We start from the raw sequence: 16169 nt of genomic DNA, 5'->3' as shown, positions 1-16169 counted from the left end.
AACTCGATGAAGCCTTTTCATGTCTATGTTATAGGTTATTAAATGACAAAACTAGTTATTTTTTGATAAAATCACATACGTTATAAATTGAAATCTGTCAGTCGTTTAGAAGGGAGAAGGGATCAATGAAACCATCTATTCGTCAATGGATAGCTTAGGATTTAATAATGGATTTTGAGGGAACTAACTCATATGTTGAAAATAATCACACCTTTTCATTATTCAAAAGATGAAAAAAATAATGAATGAGTGAGAGAATAGAAAAAATATTTTCTTGCTGATTAGGTATAGTGTATTTCATGTTAGTTAAGAAAAATAAGTATGTCATAAACATAACTAGCAAGCTCTTTTAATATGAAATGATAAAAATGAGAGTGATTCACCCAATGAATAATCACTGAGTCATTTCAAATAGAGTGACGTATGAAAGGAGAAATAAAAATTGTTATGAGATTCAATCGAAAAATCATTTTGTTTGTTCTGCTAATAGCTATTGCAAGCACTTATTCCTTTATCTTTTTTAATAATACAGAAAAGATCGCAACGACAGGAGATATTGCTTTTCATTTTTCCAGGATCAAAGGATTGGCTTCTGTATTTTCGGGTCCGATCAATTTTACTACATTCAATAGTTATGGTGGTGGGGTCAACTTTTTTTATCCTTATCTAACCCTATTTCCAGCTGTGATCTTTTACTGGATTACCCATAATTTGATCTTAAGTTATATGTTATATGTTTGGGTACTGAATGTGTGTACCATCCTCATCACCTTCTATTACGGACGGAAATTTTTTAAACGTGTAGATGCGGCATTTTTATTTAGTTGTTTCTATACTTTTTACGGGTATCGAATGATCGATATTTACCAACGTTCAGCGATTTCAGAATCAATTGCTCTGACGATTATGCCAGTAGTCCTCTACTACACGTATAGACTTCTTTTTGAAAAGAAGAATTGTGTGATTCCTTTAGCTGTTAGTATGAGTTTGCTTATTTATACGCATGCTCTTTTTACGTTTATGAGCGTAATAGTTATTGGGCTTTTGTTTATCGGTTCACTTTTGGCTAAACGAAAAAAGAAAGAAAATGTTTTGGACTTGTTTGTTGGAATGGCAAAAGCTGTCGGCTGGACGATTCTCTTAACAGCGTATGTTTGGTACCCAATGCTGCAGCAAGTCCTGCATCAAAGCATCAATCGTCCTTTCCGCACAAACCTTCAGGAGCGGGGAGTGAACATTTTTGAAAGTTTGTTTGGTGCGATGACTAATGATTTGACGACATTTACAATGGGAACGATTGGTGTCGTGTCATTAGTCCTCCCGCTTTTCTTTTTGAAAAGATTTGAACGAAGAGAAAGAGTCATTTATTTTTGTGCAGTAGCTACGTGGTTTTTATCGACGAATGTTTTTCCATGGTTTCTTTTCCAAAATACACCTATCCAATTGATTCAATTTCCTTGGAGAATCTTAGGGTTTCAAGTGCTTTTCGGATCATTGATCTTGGTGATGGTCTTTTTGAAATGCAGACCAGATCAGAAAAAAAGTATATGGCGGATTGGCGGAATCGTCCTCCTGCTTTTGACACTAACAGTAGTAACGAAAATAAATTATACGCAAAAAATCCAATCCTATAACGGTCGTCTGATTATGACAAAAAAAGAGATTAAGCATTACACGACTTCAGGGACAGGGGGACTTTATGATTATGCACCGTCTGATGCACTGAAATACAAAAAACAGTTGAAAAAACATGAAGTAAAAGTTGGGAATGAATGGAAAAGTAGTTCTCATAAAGCGTATGATTCAAAAATCATTTATACAGTGGAAGATGCGCAAGGGCAAAAAATCACGTTACCTGTGTTTGATTATTGGGGAACCGTTGCGAAAGTAAATGGTCAAACGACTAGCATAGAAAATGATGACGGGTTAGTAGCGGTTAAAGGAAAAGAAGGAACGACTACGATTGAGGTTTCCTCTACCTATCCGCCAACGATGATTCTTGCATTACTAACAAGCGTTGGAACTTTTTTATTTATCTTTATTCGATATTTGCTGAGAAGAAAAAATTTAGTAAAAAGTAAAATGGTCCTCTGATGAAGGGATCTAAAATGAATGGCAGTGCAGAACAAACGTGAAATTGAATAAAGAAAATTTATAGAGTTGCCTTTTATTTTATGGGTGAATAAGTTGTCTATTAGAGACACCATTTTCAGCCATTTTTGAAATAGCAACCAATGAACGTATTCCTCAACGATACCGCTAGAAACAAGGCGGGCGTTGAGGATTTTTTTGTTAATTGTATCAGTCTATTTGTTTTAGCTGTTTCTCTTGTGCCTAATGGTTTAAGTTTTGTATATTTACAGCAATTACGGAGAATATCTGAACAAAGAGTTAGATGTATTTGATACTAGTCATAATTGATAAATGAGGGATTGCATTTTTCCGTGTCTCTTTATAGTTGATCAGTATTTTCTATGGCGAACTAATCCTTAGAAACCTACATAAACCTTTTTTTGAGTATCTGATTCTGATTTCGTAACGGTTAAACCAATTTTCTAGTTTGCAGATGAGGGATTGGTTAGAAATAATTTTTCAAATTTTCGGCATAATCTCAAGTTTGGTTTGTTAGAATGAGTGAAACAATCAAGGAGGAGTTTTATTAATGAAAAAGGGGATATTGTTGGCTGTGGGGTTGTTGTTTGTGCTAGCTGGTTGTGGAACGGATCAGGCAAAAGATGCTTCAAGTAAATCGACAGACACTATTGTTATAAAAACAAGTAAGACAGGTTCAACAACGACGAAAGAATCTGATAAGACTGAATCATCCAGCTCATCAGAAACAAAGGTAAAAACAGAGTCCACGGCGAAGAGTACATCAGAGTCAACTCAAACTACAACGGCTGAGTCTACGACACCAAGTAGTCAGCCAGTAGAAAAAAATAGCTGGGATGCGAGTAAAGCGACTGAATTAGCTACGTTTATGTCAACTTGGGGTCAGGAAATGGGACAACAGTATAGAAGCTACAATGATCATGTGAATGCTAATTATTATGGATTGCAAGTACCACAATACATTTTTGATGGGCAATGGTCTATGGTGATTGATCAAACACCGGTTACCGTAGAATGGTCAGAAAATGGCAGAGGACAAGCGGGATTTGAATTAGTGGCGATCTACTCTGATATCGATCATCCAAAACCGTCTGGAGCTCATTTGTATTTCTTTGGTTTCCAACAAAATCAACCTAAGGTAATGGTGACTCAGCAAAATCAAGGAAACCCAAACAATTATTTGTATTTCAAAGAAACTGAGAATAATGAATTGAAGAACGGTTTCGAGCGGATTGTGAATAGCTAGAGGAGACGTCCTTCCAAACTTAGAAAGAAAATTTCTTGGAAAAGAGGTTGTGAAAGCATCGGTTAGCTCCGATAATAATAAGAAAAAATTTTTAGAAACAGTTTCTCGTGTTTTTGAAAAATTTAGACTTATTTCAAGGAGCTGATGCTTGAACACCATTTATTTGTTTCCAGAGTAAAGAGTGAGATGGATGTCTCAGTCTTTTTTTTGTTTCTGAAAGGATAATTTGCTAAATAAAACAGAAAAATTTATGAAAAATTCCAATAATTACGTTATACTTATTATGATTTTTTGAAAGGAGTTACTAATGAAAACAAAGAAAAAATTGCTCTTATTTGTTATATTAATACTTATTGCGGGTCTTTATTCTGTGAATTATTTTAGGCATGCACAAACGATTTCTACGACAGGAGATATCGCATTTCATCTTTCCAGAATTAAAGGATTATCCTCTATATTCTCAGGACCAATCAATTTTACGACTTTTAATAGTTATGGCAGCGGTGTGAACTATTTTTACCCCTACTTGACCCTTTTTCCAACGGTAATTTTTTATTGGATTACCAATAATTTGATCGTAAGTTATATTTTATACGTATGGGTGTTGAATGTTTGTACCATCCTATTGATGTTTTATTATGGTCAAAAATTTTTAAAGCGAGTAGATGCTGCCTTTTTATTTAGCTGTCTGTATACATTCTATAGTTATCGAACGATTGATATCTACCATCGTTCAGCGATTGCAGAAGCGATTGCACTTACGATTATGCCTGTAGTTTTGTATTATGCTTACAAAATGATCTATGAGAAAGCAACGGCTGCGATCCCGTTAGCAATCAGTATGAGTTTGCTTGTTTATACGCATGTTCTCTCTACTTTCATGTGTGCGTTTTTCATTGGAATGATGATCATAGGCAAACTGATTGTGAATAAACTAAATAAGGAAGAAACCATTCGCTTGGTGTTGGAGATGTCAAAAGCTGTGGGAATGACGATTCTTTTAACAGCCTATTTTTGGTATCCTATGTTCAAGCAAACCATGTATCAATCCATCAATCAGCCAGGAAAAACAGATCTGCAAAATCAAGCGATCAATGTATCTGATAGTTTGATTGGGGCCATGAATAATGATTTGGCCTCCTTTACAATCGGAATTATCGGAATTGTTTCCTTGATTCTTCCGCTTGTGTATTTTAAAAAGCTAACGAGCAAGGAAAAAGTGATTTACCTGATTGCAGTAGCTACTTGGTTATTATCAACTAAGCTGGTCCCATGGGCACTATTGCAAAATACACCCGTTCGATTGCTTCAATTTCCTTGGCGGATATTAGGGTTTCAGGTACTTTTTGGCTCATTAATTTTATCCATTGTTTTTAATAGGATGATATTTGGTCAGAAAAAAAGAATACTTAGTATCGCAGCAATTGTTTGTTTCATGTTTGTTGTTTCGGCAGCCACTAAAGCCAATTATAATCACAAAGTGCCAACACTAGGTGACCATTTAGAGGTGAATAAAGACACTCTAGGTAGTTACATCACTGTAGGTGTTGGAGGGGTCTTTGACTATGCACCACTAGAAGCCATGAAATATAAGGAGCATGTGCAAAAGCATGAAATAAGAGTAGACAATAAATGGCAAACAGCAACATATAAAGCTTCTGATTCCAAAATAGTCTATACAGTCAAAGGTGCTAAAGATAAAAAAATCACGTTACCCGTGTTTGATTACTGGGGAACTACAGCAAAAGTGAATGGGCAAAATACCAAGATTGAAAACAATGAAGGATTAGCAACATTTGAAGGAAAAGCAGGAACAACGGTAATTGAAGTTTCTTCTAAGTATCCCTTTACAATGATTCTTGCTTTTATTGTCAGTCTAGTAAGCTATCTTTTTGTTTTTATTCGTTTCTTGATCGGCAAATGTTTCGTTTCGAAAAAAATTGCGTAACATAAATATTCGTACTAGGACAAAAAACTGAAAGATTCGTTTTTATTTGTAAAAGACGGGACACCGAAACATCTAGTGAGATCACTAGGTGTTTTTTTATTCTTATTTAGTTCATGATGAATGACAGTAGAAAAAATAGACAACATCGAGTGATTAATTTTTAGAATAAAGTTGAACGATTATGATGGCAAAAGAACTTTTTATGAGTTTAAAGTTATTTAATAGTATTTTTCTAGTATTTTTATAGTGGGTTGCATTATATAAATACGTGGAAAAAGTATATACGTAGCTTTTTGTTTATTGATAAAAATAAACAATTTAGCTGTTGGAAATCCGATTTTAGCGAAGGATGTTTATTGTTTAAGTATATAAAGAAGGAGAAAATATGATGTTTGAAATATTTAAAGGGAAAACTATTTCTCTAAGTAATCCGACTGTCTTATTAAGTCATAGTTCTAAAAATAAAAATTATGGTGATCTCATCCGAGACCTATTGGTAAGCTGTGGAGTTCCTAATGATATGTTATTGTATTCTTCTCATAAAATGAATGAAATACCAGTTGGCAATAACATTTTTGACTATCTCGAAAAAACTATAAAAGTAAAAAAACATGCAGTTTTTTTACTTTCTGATGACTATTTCGAAAGTACTGCTTGTTTAAATGAAATGGGAGCTATTTGGCTCAATCAAAATCAGTACACACAATTATTTTTACCTGATTTTGATTTAAAGCATTATAGCTATTTAAGCTGTTGTATAAATAGTAAAGACAAAGGGATATTTTTAACTGGAGATGACCGTTGTCAAAAGGGTTTAACAGATTTTGTAAGAAATATTCTAAGGGATAGCTTTTTATCATTTAATGAGACAGAACTGGCTTATAATGCGGAGATATGTTGTAAGAATTTAAGAGATTTAATCCCCAGAGATAAAGTATGGAAATCAAGAATTAGTGAAATAACGGAGAACAAAGGATATGTTTTCGCTAAAATTGAAAATTTAATTCCTACAGGAGAAGTTTTTAAAGAAGGTGAAAATCACTGGTTACAATTAAACACGAACTATTTTCCTGAAGCAGAATCAATGAAAGTGGGAGATAGGATAGCATTTAAAGTGAAGGATTTTACAGAGTGCAAAAGTTTTCAAGAGTTAAAAAATTATAGAAATATATATGCTTATAGAGAAACACTTGAGATTATTGATTAGTATAAGCTATATTAGGAAATTTTATGCTATTTTGTAGAATATATGTGTAATAGAAAATACAAGAATGACTTTTATTTATTAGAATATTAATGAATAAATTGGTTTGGCTATCCAACCGTATTAAATAAGAATAACGCATATTAGTGAACAGAAAAGGAGTCGCTTTCTGTTCATTTTTTATAAATTTTAAAAAGCTATCAAGTGACAACAGGTGAGACGTCCATTTAACTGTTAGTTATTTCTTCACAGTTGCCAGTGCCTATCAGTCTCATAAATGACATATAAGTCGTTAATCATATTCATAAAATTGAATATTCTTTAATGAAAAAATGGTTTGATATTTTTAGAGAGAAATCCAGTTTTTTTTAATTTGTTTCATCAATGATTATTGGATAAGGCAATCTTTCAGATTCGACAGAGATCCTACGCTTATAAGCATTCTTTTTCACCCAGTCAATGGTTAATACAGAATTTGAATAGATCATTATCTAGCAGTCTTGCTTTTAATGCATTGATTAACACTTAACAAGCAGAACCCCAGATTCAACATTCATTTGTTCGTTTATTAATTTTTTTTCATAACTAAGTTATTGCTAGTCAATTTATTGTAAAGTAACGTATGGAATAAATGGACTGATAACATAGCTTCTGAAATTGCCGTTTGAGCTAGTGTAGCAATGAGGGATTTCAGCGTTAGATTGTTGCTAACAGAAGATGAATGGGGTGGGGGAACATGAAGAAACATTATTTGGCTTGTTTGTTGTGTCTGTTCTTTTTATTTGCTTTGCCAGTACAGGGTTTTGCAGTAGCAGGTGGACATGGTGGTGGCTCAACGAGAAGCGGTGGATCTGGCGGAAGTTTTAGTGGTAGTTCGGTCGGACATCATTTTTATGACGATCGGCCAATTATCGGACGATCACGAGGGTATTATCGATCGAGTTCATACGGTGACGTAGAGGACTATGTATTAATGGGGGCGTCTGTTGGTGGTTTTGCGGCGTTTGCTTTATTTAAAAGGAAGAAAGAACAGCACAGTGTGACCAGAGAGCTATTTTCTCGTATGCCGGGGAAAAAGAAAGCGAAGAAAAGATTGCTTTCAGAGATCGAAACCAGCTTCTTTGTGATTCAAAACGCTTGGGAACATGAAAAAATGGAAAAAGCCTCGCGCTATTATACGAAAAAATTATTTTTGGAACATCAACAGGTCTTACAAAAGAACCAAGAAGAGGGTATTAAAAATCATACTAAGAAAATCGTACTGCAACAGTTGGGGAACTATCGTCAAATAGAGGAAGACAGTTTCTCGATCCGAATTGATTTTAGTTGCTATGATTATACGATTGATCGAAAAAATAACCTGCTCTTATCAGGGTACAAGCATCAGCGACAATATTTTTCTCAGATCTGGTATTTCAATTATTCAGACAAAGAACAAAAATGGCAGGTAGATTATATTCAACCGATTTCATTGGGTTAAGGTAACGGTAGGAATGATTGGTTGAAACCAAGGTTGTTGGTAACAAAGCATAAATCAAAAAATGGCATAGAGGGGGAGCCGTGATCAGAATGAATCTGGTCGGCTCTCTTTTTTTGTGGGAATGTTTTTCTTTTTTAGTGAAGTACGGGGATATTCACAGGAATGTTAGCCAGCTGATGATATGAGCCTAACTATCAGGATTCGTTTTTCAACAGAACTGGTGGAGTAACTAAGAGGAGTATACCCTATAATAGCTAAAAGAGAACCTCACGTTAATTAATTTCCGCTACCTAGGAAAAAAGTAAGTTTGAAAGCGCATACCTTGGTAGCTACACTAAACGTGTAAGAAAAAAAGGGGAGATGGTAAAGATGGCAAAAAATATTTTGTTGATTTGTGGTTCTGGTGCTTCTAGTGGATTTATGGCGGCTGCTATTCGAAAAGCAGCGAAAAAAAGAGGGGAAGAGGTAACTGTGAAAGCGGCTAGTGAGTCGCAATTGGATGAACGGATCAATGAGATCAATTATCTGTTGATTGGTCCGCATTTGTCTTATATGTTGGCAGATCTCAAAGCACAAATTGAAGGAAAGAACGTGAAAGTAGCAGTCATTCCACAAGCAACCTATGGCACTTTAAATGGAGATAAGGCACTAGATCTGATTTTAAGTATGGAGGGCTAACGAATGATGAATAAAATTATGGACTTCATGACGAACAAATTTGCGCCAAAAGTAAATAAAATTGTCAAGAATCCTTGGGTCTCGGCGATCCAAGATTCGATCATGGCGGCTTTGCCGTTAGTTTTTGTTGGTTCTTTAGTTACAGTGGTTTCTCTGCTGAAAAATATTTTTGCAGGTTTACCTGATTTTTCAATGATTAGTAATTTTTCTTTTGGGATGTTTGGTTTGATTGTTTCTTTTTTGATTCCTTATTATCTCATGGAAAAAAAGGGAAACAGCGGTCAAAAGCTGATTTCAGGTGCTACCGGATTAGTGTTATTCATGATGTTACTATTTCCCACAGTATCTGCTGAAGGAAATGCTACGTTTATTCTTTCTCGGTTTGGCGCTACAGGCATGTTTCTTGCGATTATTTCGGGCCTTTTTGTTGCCTGTGTAATGAATTTTGCTGCTAAAAGATCATTTTTCGATGAAGATACACCGATCCCTGATTTCGTGGTGGGGTGGTTTAATAGTTTATTGCCGATTACGTTTATCTTGATCGTTGGTTGGTTTATCACGGTACAAATGAATGTTGATTTCTTTGAAGTGGTCGTTTGGGCATTCAGTCCATTGGCAAAAATCGTGCAATCTTACCCAGGTTTTGTCTTATCCGTTTTTATCCCAGTCTTTTTATATACGTTCGGTATTTCAGGTTGGGTGATGATGCCGGCTATCTATCCTGTATATATGGCTGGATTAGCTGCTAATGCTGAGGCTGTTGCAAATGGTGGACAAGCAATGAACATTGCTACTCAAGAAACTTGTTATGCTTTTTCATCAATGGGTGGTGTGGGGACTACCTTGGCCTTGTCTGTGATGATGTTGCTGTTAAGTAAATCAGCACAATTAAAAGCGATTGGTAAAGCGGTCTTTATCCCTTCGATCTTTAATATTAATGAACCATTGGTTTTTGGGGCACCGATTGCTTTTAATCCTTACTTGATGATTCCTATGTGGATCAACGCACTGATCGTACCAACGATTTCTTATGTGGTGATGAATATGGGCTTCGTGAATATTCCTAGTCAATCATTCTTGTTGTGGTACATGCCATATCCATTTACATCTTATTTAGCCACTCAAGATTTCCGTGCGGTCATCGTCTGTCTGTTGATCTTTGTTATCACATGGTTTATCTTCTTACCATTTTTTAAAGCATATGATAGTTCATTATTAAAACAAGAAAAAATTGCTGAAGAACAAGAAGCGGCGCAAGCAAAAGCAATGCAAGCTTCAACGGCTCAATAATTGGAGGTAGTAGTATGTCACAACAGTTTGTGGAAGAAACAGATAGCCTAAACGAATTATCGATGAATATTTTGATCCATGCAGGTAATGCTCGTGAATTACTGGTAAAAGGTCTGAATGCACTGGAGGAAATGGCGTTCGATGAAGCAGAAGAATTGATTCAATCGGCACATAAAGAAGTGGTGATTGCTCACGGCTTGCAAACAGACACGTTACAAATGGAAGCTTCAGGAGAGCAGATCCGCTATTCTACGTTGTTCTGTCATGCGCAAGATACGTTGATGACAGCACAAAGTGAGATATTGATTGGTGAACATATGGTGCGGTTGTTTCGGAACTTTTCAAAAAAATTAACTAAATAGGAGGTATTCCATGTTTAAAGAATACAAAATGCCAAAAGATTTTCTTTGGGGAGGGGCGATTGCTGCCAACCAAGCAGAAGGGGCGTATCAAGTTGATGGTAAGGGCATCAGCCTCGCTGATTTACATGTTTTCCATGCGGATAAAACAAATGCAGAAATTGCGGAAGAGCAACATAAAGGAATGTCTTTGGCTCAGTTGAAGGCGAATATGACAGATGAACAAGGCTATTATCCTAAACGCCATGGGATCGATTTTTATCATACCTATCCTGAAGATTTAGCGCTATTAGCAGAGATGGGCTTTAAAACATTTCGGACGTCGATTGATTGGTCGAGGATTTTTCCTACGGGCGATGAAACGGAACCGAATGAAGCGGGTTTGGCTTATTATGATGCATTGATTGATAAAATCCATGAGTTAGGGATGGAGCCGATTATTACGATGCTTCATTATGAAACACCAGTAGACATTACTTTAAACTACGGTGGTTGGCATAATCGGAAAGTGATCGATCTATTTGTAAAATATGGAAAAACAATTTTAGATCGTTACAAAGATAAAGTGAAGTACTGGATCGTCATCAATCAGATCAACTTGATCCAATTTGAACCATTCAATTCAACTGCTATACCTTATGATACGGTGGATCATTACGAAGAAGCTAGTTATCAAGCGATCCATAATCAGTTCGTTGCCAGTGCTAAAATCTATGAATATGGGAAAAAGCTCAACCCTGAAATGCAAATCGGAACGATGGTTGCAGATTGCACCGCCTATCCATTTTCTTGCGATCCAGATGATATTATTTTGGCTTTACGTCGTAATCGGATGGAGTATTTCTATACAGATGTGCAATTTCGAGGGGAATATCCTCAGTATGCGTTGAATTATTTTGCTGAAAATAATATCCATCTCGAGATCACTGAAGAAGACAAAGCCATTTTACAAGCGAATACGATGGATTATCTGGCTATTTCTTATTATTATTCGCAAATGGTCGACTCCAAGAAAAACGATTTGAACCCTGCATCGGTGACACCTAACCCGAACTTGAAAGCGAATCCATGGGGGTGGGCAGTGGATCCTAAAGGGTTGTATCATTCACTTTCGCAATATTGGGATCGTTATGGTAAAGCGATTATTATTGCAGAAAATGGCTTTGGAATGTATGACCAGTTGGAAAACGGCAAGATTCATGATGATTATCGGATCGATTATCTGGCTAGTCACATTGAAGAAATGAAACGTGCGATGTATGATGGAGTCAATGTGATTGCTTATTGTGCATGGGGGCCGATTGACATTATCAGCTGTTCATCTGCTCAAATGGAAAAACGTTATGGATTTATCTATGTGGATCTGGATAATGAAGGAAAAGGTAGTGGTGATCGGATCAAAAAAGATAGTTTTTACTGGTACAAAAATGTGATTGAATCGAATGGAGAAAATTTGTAAAGTCGCCAGTTTAAAGAATAGGTGTGATGCGAGACATGGATCTTCGTATCCACCTTTTTTTGAGATAGTGTGGCAAATCAATGGATAGCAACACATGTGTGGGGGAGATAGAAAGTGGCAACGAAAAGGCAAAGAGAGATTATCGCGTATCTTGCAAAACAACAGCAGCATTGGGTCACTGCGACGGAACTAGCAACATTTTGTAACTGTACGACTCGAACCATTCGTAATCAAATCACAAAGATCAATGAGACAGAGCAACAAATTATTTCTAGTAATCAAGGGTATCGGATCAAACAACCTACCCAGGATAAGCAAGTGATCCAAACAACGAATGACCGGCAATCACAGTTGTTTTTGACGTTGTTAAAAAGCAATCATGGCATTGATCTCTATGATTTGGCAGACACGATGTTTCTCTCTGAGTCAACGTTAAAAAATGACATCCAGCTTTTACGTAACGAGATTCAAAACAAACAATTGAAATTAACGATCAAAGCCAATCAAATTTATTTAGAAGGATCAGAAAGTGATAAAAGGCGTTACATGATTTCGCTATTGTATGAGGAAGGCGATTACCAGGAAAAACTAAAGTACCATGTCCAAGATATGATTGGTACGCTTTCGCTTATTGATCTAGAGCAAACCATCCATGATGTCTTAGCTTCACACAAAATCAAAATCAATCGCTATTCGATGAACAATATTGTGCTTCATTTTGCGATTAGTATTGAACGGATCCGCCAAGGAAATGATTTGAAAAGTGTGAAGGACTTTCCATTAAGAAATGATGCAACGGAATTTCAATTGTGTGTGGAGATTACTGAACTTCTTTCAAATACTTATCACATTCATTTTTCTGATGCTGAAGTCAAGCAGTTATCCTTACTTTTTATTGGATTACAAAATGAATATCTTACGAATCGCAAAGAGCTATCCTTGTCCAAAATTGTTGAAGCTCGAGTGATCGAAACACTAAATGAAGTTTTAGAGAAAGTCAAAGAAACCTATTTGATTGATTTACAAGATGAAGCTTTTTTCAATAAATTAGCTATCCATCTGCAAAATCTTTATGATCGCTCTCAATATGAACGGTTCACCCGGAATAGCAGCCTTTTAGATATTAAAACAGCCTATCCGTTAACGTATGACATTGCGGTTTACTTGTCGATGTTGGTACAGGAAAAATTAGCGATTTGGTTTAATGAGGATGAGATTTCTTTTATCGCTTTACACATCGGGGCTTACTTAGAAAGCAAAAAAGAAAAAAGACCGAAGCTGCGAGTGCTAGTTGATCACAACAATTACCATGATTTTGAAGAAACAAACGTTCAAAATATTCGTAGTATGCTAGGGGAAGATGTGGAGATCGTGGCGGTTGATCATCATGAGGTAAGCGTACAAGAAAATGACGTTTATGTCTCTTCTGATCGTGACAGAGTGACTGAAATCAATGGCGCAGTATATGTCCATCCTATTTTGACACGTAAAGATTTTGCAAAGATCCAAAAACGGGTGACTGCCAAGCGAAAAAGTAATTGGCGAAAACAGATGTTTCATTTGATTGATCGGTTTATTATTGAAGATCTCTATTTTAATCAATTTGATCCGACCGATCAGACACCTAAAATGATTCGAGAAAAATTGTTTGATCGATTGTTAGTGACAGGGTATGTGGAGGAAGAATTTTCCCAGAGGATGGAAAAACGAGAAGCGATGTCATCGACCAGTTTCCCATCAGGTATCGCAGTACCCCACTCGCTGGAACAACAGGCGAAAAAAAGTGCCCTTTCGATTATGACCTTGCAAGAAACCCTCAAATGGGACGAATATCCTGTTCAAATCGTAGCTTTAGTTGCCATTTCACAAGATGAAGCCAAAGAATTTAATGATTTTTTTGAAATGTTTATCGAAATCGTTTCTGATCCGATCAATGTGCGATTGTTAGCGGGTGCAGAAAATTTTACAGAATTCATCTTAAAAATGAAAATGTTGGTCGAAACGGAAGAATGATCCGTGAATGTTGAGGGCGTTGGTTTTATTCTTGTATGAGAGGAACGCTTGCTTTTGTCTTAGGGATCACTGCTAATCGATCATTGCCAAAGTAGCCGAAAGCTTTCTATTGATGTTCGGTTACTTTTTTTTGTGCTTGCAGTGATGGAAGGAAGTAATTTGAAACATCTTTCTGCTAACTTCCAATTGAACGGAGAAGTTTAGGATTGCCCATTTTTCTCTTAGGCAAGCTGATTTCACGTAAAGTAGTGTAAAAAGAAGGCTAAGCTATAGAATAAAATTGTGTAATAAATCTTAGATAGGTATAATGTAAGGCAAAAGGGAGGAATAAAACATGAAAATTGCAATTGCAGGAGCTGGAGCGATGGGAAGTCGTTTCGGTCTGATGTTACATCAAGGTGGAAACGAAGTACTATTGATCGACGGCTGGGCAGATCATGTCCAACAAATCAAAGAGCATGGGTTAAAAGCAGATTTCAATGGCAAAGAAGTAGTTGAGAAGTTACCAGTCGTTCTTCAATCAGAAGTAGGCGAAGAAGATCAGGTAGATTTGATCATCTTATTTACTAAAGCGATGCAATTAGAAAAAATGCTAACAGATATCCGTCCATTGATCAAAGAAGAAACGGAAGTATTATGCTTATTGAATGGTATCGGACATGAAGATATCATTGAAAAATTTGTTCCAATGGCAAACATTTATATTGGTAACACCATGTGGACGGCGGGCTTAGAAGGACCTGGAAAAGTCAAACTGTTTGGAAGTGGTTCAATTGAGCTGCAAAATCTTGGAGAAGGCAAAGAAGAACAAGCGAAAGCACTAGCTGAAAAATTATCAGAATCAGGCTTACATGCGAAATTCTCTGATAACATCCATTATTCCATTTACCGTAAAGCTTGTGTGAATGGCACGATGAATGGGTTATGCACGATTTTGGATGTGAACATGGCAGGGTTAGGTCAAACTTCGACTGCGCATAAGATGGTGGAAACGATTGTTCGTGAATTTGCGGCAGTGGCAGAAGCTGAAAATATCCACTTAGATATCCCAGAAGTGATCGCTCATTGTGAATCTTGTTTCGATCCAGAAACGATCGGATTACATTATCCATCCATGTATCAAGATTTGATCAAGAATCACCGCTTGACGGAAATCGACTACATCAACGGTGCGGTTTCAAGAAAAGGGAAGAAATATGGTATTGCAACACCTTATTGTGACTTCTTAACAGAATTGATCCATGCGAAAGAAGATAGCTTGCAGGTAAAATAAAGGGGGATAATTGATGGAACAGACACAAAGCATGTCACCAAAGATTTTTCTGAACAAAGTACTAGCTGGTACAGCAACGGGGATTATCATCGGATTGATTCCTAACGCAGTATTAGGGGCGATTTTAAGATACTTTAGTGGTTCTTCTTTTGCGATGGCTGTTGCCCAAATGGCGGTTATCTTCCAATTAGCGACACCGTTGATTATCGGTGGATTGATTGCTTTGCAATTTGGTTTTGCACCGATGAAGATGATGGTGGTGGCTGGTGCCGCATTTGTCGGGTCAGGGGTGGTGAAGTTTACTCCTGAGCTTGGTGAAACAGGTGTGTATGTTGGTGCTGGTACAGGCGATATCATCAATACGATGATCACTGCTTCTATCGCAGTTGGGTTGATTTATCTGATTGGTGAACGGTTTGGTTCGGTAGCGATTGTGTTGACTCCGATCGTTGTTGGTGTAGGCGCAGGGGTGATCGGGTTTTATCTCTATCCTTATGTGGCAGATATTACCTCAGCCATCGGAACGGTTATCAATAATTTCACGACACTACAACCTTTACTGATGTCGATCTTGATTGGCTGTTCTTTTGCCTTCTTGATCATTTCACCGATTTCCACCGTAGCAATCGGAGTGGCAATCCAACTAGATGGTGTTTCAGCAGGAGCGGCAGCAATGGGTGTCGCAGCAACGACTTTCGTTTTGATCGTGAACTCGTGGAAAGTCAATAAATCAGGAGTGACGATCGCCATTACGTTAGGAGCGATGAAGATGATGATGCCTAATCTGTTTCGCAGACCGGTTATTCTCGTTCCTTGTCTGATCAGTGCAGTGATTACAGCTATTCCAGTTGCTTTGTTGTCTATTTCAGGAACCCCTGCCTCGGCTGGTTTTGGGATCGTTGGCTTAGTTGGTCCTTTAGCTTCTTTAGATGCAGGTCTAAATCCGGCTCTTGTTGTTTTGAGCTGGTTAGTCGTCCCAGTTGCGGCAGCATTGTTCACTCAGTTTTTATGTGAGAAAGTATTGAAACTATATGATCGAGCAGATGTGTTTGAATTCTTAGGCTAGTGAAACGGCTGATTTTTTGGCTGAGTCTGCTCCTTTGGTAG

12 protein-coding genes are annotated in these 16169 nt (G+C 36.9%); all 12 read left to right on the top strand.

Annotation, left to right across the window (positions count from 1 at the left end):
- Window positions 1–447: 447 nt before the first annotated feature.
- The 12 genes from IGK81_RS11370 (at window position 448) to IGK81_RS11315 (ending at window position 16128) form a co-directional block, all read left to right on the top strand.
- Entirely contained in the window at window positions 448–2094 is a 1647-nt protein-coding gene (locus tag IGK81_RS11370; RefSeq protein ID WP_034700432.1) for a membrane protein, read from the top strand.
- Between the two features lie 568 nt (window positions 2095–2662).
- A complete protein-coding gene (locus IGK81_RS11365) occupies window positions 2663–3358 on the top strand; it encodes a DUF4767 domain-containing protein (RefSeq protein WP_034700431.1) in 696 nt (231 codons plus the stop codon).
- Between the two features lie 307 nt (window positions 3359–3665).
- The gene (locus IGK81_RS11360; protein ID WP_034700429.1) at window positions 3666–5306 is read left to right on the top strand and encodes a membrane protein; all 1641 of its coding nucleotides are present in this window, start codon (window positions 3666–3668) and stop codon (window positions 5304–5306) included.
- A 388-nt stretch (window positions 5307–5694) separates the two neighbouring features.
- Window positions 5695–6513, top strand: coding sequence for a toll/interleukin-1 receptor domain-containing protein (locus tag IGK81_RS11355; protein ID WP_051641781.1), 819 nt, complete (start codon window positions 5695–5697; stop codon window positions 6511–6513).
- 733 nt (window positions 6514–7246) lie between these two features.
- Complete coding sequence (locus IGK81_RS11350) at window positions 7247–7990, top strand: hypothetical protein (RefSeq protein ID WP_034700427.1); 744 nt, start codon at window positions 7247–7249, stop codon at window positions 7988–7990.
- 360 nt (window positions 7991–8350) lie between these two features.
- Window positions 8351–8668: a PTS sugar transporter subunit IIB gene (locus tag IGK81_RS11345; RefSeq protein WP_196763502.1), complete on the top strand. Its 318-nt coding sequence runs from the start codon at window positions 8351–8353 to the stop codon at window positions 8666–8668.
- 6 nt (window positions 8669–8674) lie between these two features.
- Window positions 8675–9958 (top strand): PTS sugar transporter subunit IIC, encoded by a 1284-nt coding sequence (locus IGK81_RS11340; RefSeq protein ID WP_211213180.1) that lies wholly within the window; start codon window positions 8675–8677, stop codon window positions 9956–9958.
- A gap of 14 nt (window positions 9959–9972) precedes the next feature.
- Window positions 9973–10320, top strand: a complete 348-nt coding sequence (locus tag IGK81_RS11335) for a PTS lactose/cellobiose transporter subunit IIA (RefSeq protein WP_010720932.1) — start codon at window positions 9973–9975, stop codon at window positions 10318–10320.
- A gap of 10 nt (window positions 10321–10330) precedes the next feature.
- Entirely contained in the window at window positions 10331–11776 is a 1446-nt protein-coding gene (locus IGK81_RS11330; RefSeq protein ID WP_034700425.1) for a glycoside hydrolase family 1 protein, read from the top strand.
- 114 nt (window positions 11777–11890) lie between these two features.
- On the top strand, window positions 11891–13789 hold the full coding sequence (locus IGK81_RS11325; RefSeq protein ID WP_034700423.1) for a BglG family transcription antiterminator: 1899 nt from the start codon (window positions 11891–11893) through the stop codon (window positions 13787–13789).
- A gap of 334 nt (window positions 13790–14123) precedes the next feature.
- Window positions 14124–15062 (top strand): 2-dehydropantoate 2-reductase, encoded by a 939-nt coding sequence (locus IGK81_RS11320; protein WP_034700421.1) that lies wholly within the window; start codon window positions 14124–14126, stop codon window positions 15060–15062.
- 13 nt (window positions 15063–15075) lie between these two features.
- Entirely contained in the window at window positions 15076–16128 is a 1053-nt protein-coding gene (locus IGK81_RS11315) for a PTS sugar transporter subunit IIC (protein ID WP_010720927.1), read from the top strand.
- The last annotated feature ends 41 nt before the right edge of the window (window positions 16129–16169 follow it).

It is taken from the genome of Enterococcus sp. DIV0703 (assembly GCF_051711065.1).
Lineage (GTDB): Bacteria > Bacillota > Bacilli > Lactobacillales > Enterococcaceae > Enterococcus_B > Enterococcus_B hirae.
This window is presented reverse-complemented; position numbering and strand designations above follow the sequence as displayed.